The sequence below is a fragment of the Campylobacter sp. RM12637 genome, from assembly GCF_020137645.1.
GTDB lineage: Bacteria > Campylobacterota > Campylobacteria > Campylobacterales > Campylobacteraceae > Campylobacter_E.
This window is the reverse complement of record NZ_JACGAV010000040.1, coordinates 1-1,781: the sequence shown is the minus strand read 5'-3', so window position 1 is coordinate 1,781 and position 1,781 is coordinate 1. Positions and strand designations below refer to the sequence as shown.

General features: G+C 43.9%; 1 rRNA gene. It reads left to right on the top strand.

Going from position 1 to position 1,781, the window contains the following annotated elements:
• Positions 1 to 179: 179 nt before the first annotated feature.
• A 16S ribosomal RNA gene (locus AVBRAN12637_RS09635) occupies positions 180 to 1,688 on the top strand.
• The last annotated feature ends 93 nt before the right edge of the window (positions 1,689 to 1,781 follow it).

Below are 1,781 nucleotides of genomic sequence, written 5' to 3'. Positions count from 1 at the left end.
GTTATTTTAAATAGTTTTATTGTTAATTTTAAATATATCAATTATTTCAACGTCAATCTTTGATATCTAAACAAGTGATCAAGAGCCATTTAAAACTTTCTTATATATAAGTTTTAAATCATTCACTTCATTATTTTATTTATTTTTTAATTTTTCATAATTAAAAAATAATCATTTAAATTATGGAGAGTTTGATCCTGGCTCAGAGTGAACGCTGGCGGCGTGCCTAACACATGCAAGTCGAACGATGAAGTCTAGCTTGCTAGACGGATTAGTGGCGCACGGGTGAGTAATGTATAGCTAACTTGCCCCTTACAAGAGGACAACACTTAGAAATGAGTGCTAATACTCTATACTCCGCTCTAACATAAGTTAGGGTGGGAAAGTTTTTCGGTAAGGGATAGGGCTATATTGTATCAGCTAGTTGGTAAGGTAATGGCTTACCAAGGCTATGACGCATATCTGGTCTTAGAGGATGATCAGACACACTGGAACTGAGACACGGTCCAGACTCCTACGGGAGGCAGCAGTGGGGAATATTGCTCAATGGGGGAAACCCTGAAGCAGCAACGCCGCGTGGAGGATGACACTTTTCGGAGCGTAAACTCCTTTTTTACAAGAAGAATACTGACTGTATTGTAAGAATAAGCACCGGCTAACTCCGTGCCAGCAGCCGCGGTAATACGGAGGGTGCAAGCGTTACTCGGAATCACTGGGCGTAAAGGGCGCGTAGGCGGAGTAGTAAGTTGGATGTGAAATCTAATGGCTTAACCATTAAACTGCATTCAAAACTGCTATTCTAGAGTAAGGGAGAGGCAGATGGAATTAGTAGTGTAGGGGTAAAATCCGTAGATATTACTAAGAATGCCAATTGCGAAAGCGATCTGCTAGAACTTAACTGACGCTAAGGCGCGAAAGCGTGGGGAGCAAACAGGATTAGATACCCTGGTAGTCCACGCCCTAAACGATGTATGCTAGTTGTTGGAATGCTAGTCATTTCAGTAATGCACCTAACGGATTAAGCATACCGCCTGGGGAGTACGGTCGCAAGATTAAAACTCAAAGGAATAGACGGGGACCCGCACAAGCGGTGGAGCATGTGGTTTAATTCGAAGATACGCGAAGAACCTTACCTGGGCTTGATATCCTAAGAACCTTGTAGAGATACGAGGGTGCTAGCTTGCTAGAACTTAGAGACAGGTGCTGCACGGCTGTCGTCAGCTCGTGTCGTGAGATGTTGGGTTAAGTCCCGCAACGAGCGCAACCCACGTATTTAGTTGCTAACAGTTCGGCTGAGCACTCTAAATAGACTGCCTTCGCAAGGAGGAGGAAGGTGTGGACGACGTCAAGTCATCATGGCCCTTATGCCCAGGGCTACACACGTGCTACAATGGCATATACAATGAGAAGCAATACCGCGAGGTGGAGCAAATCTATAAAATATGTCTTAGTTCGGATTGTTCTCTGCAACTCGAGAGCATGAAGCCGGAATCGCTAGTAATCGTAAATCAGCTATGTTACGGTGAATACGTTCCCGGGTCTTGTACTCACCGCCCGTCACACCATGGGAGTTGATTGTGCTTTAAGTCGGAATACTAAACTAGTTACCGCCCACAGCAAAATCAGCGACTGGGGTGAAGTCGTAACAAGGTAACCGTAGGAGAACCTGCGGTTGGATCACCTCCTTTCTAGAGTACATACTCTTTAACTCACACTAAAGAGTAATAATAAATATTTCAAGAGCTCTTGAGAGCTTGTTTGGATATCAAAGGTTGAAATGA